Source organism: Planococcus chinensis (assembly GCF_020071995.1).
In the GTDB taxonomy this organism is placed as follows: domain Bacteria; phylum Bacillota; class Bacilli; order Bacillales_A; family Planococcaceae; genus Planococcus; species Planococcus chinensis_A.
Window position 1 is genome coordinate 1 of record NZ_JABWTK010000039.1, and the last position, 426, is coordinate 426.

The 426-nt window shown below is 63.4% G+C and carries 1 pseudogene; it reads left to right on the plus strand.

From position 1 onward, the window contains the following. Window positions 1–426: pseudogene (locus HU147_RS19190) on the plus strand (glutamine-hydrolyzing GMP synthase); the annotation flags it as partial.

Below are 426 nucleotides of genomic sequence, written 5' to 3' on the forward strand. Positions count from 1 at the left end.
GCGCAAGATCATCGGCAACCTTTTCGTTGAGATCTTCGACGAAGAGTCGAACAAGCTGAAGAACGCCAAGTGGCTGGCGCAGGGCACCATCTACCCGGACGTGATCGAGTCGGCCGGCAGCAAGACCGGCAAGGCGCATGTGATCAAGAGCCACCACAACGTGGGCGGCCTGCCGGAGCACATGAAGCTGGGCCTGGTGGAGCCGCTGCGCGAGCTGTTCAAGGACGAAGTGCGCCGCCTGGGTGTTGAACTGGGCCTGCCGCGCACCATGGTCTACCGCCATCCGTTCCCGGGCCCGGGCCTGGGCGTGCGTATCCTGGGCGAAGTGAAGCGCGAATACGCCGAGCTGCTGGCCAAGGCCGATGCCATCTTCATTGATGAGCTGCGCAAGGCGGACCTGTACGACAAGACCAGCCAGGCGTTTGC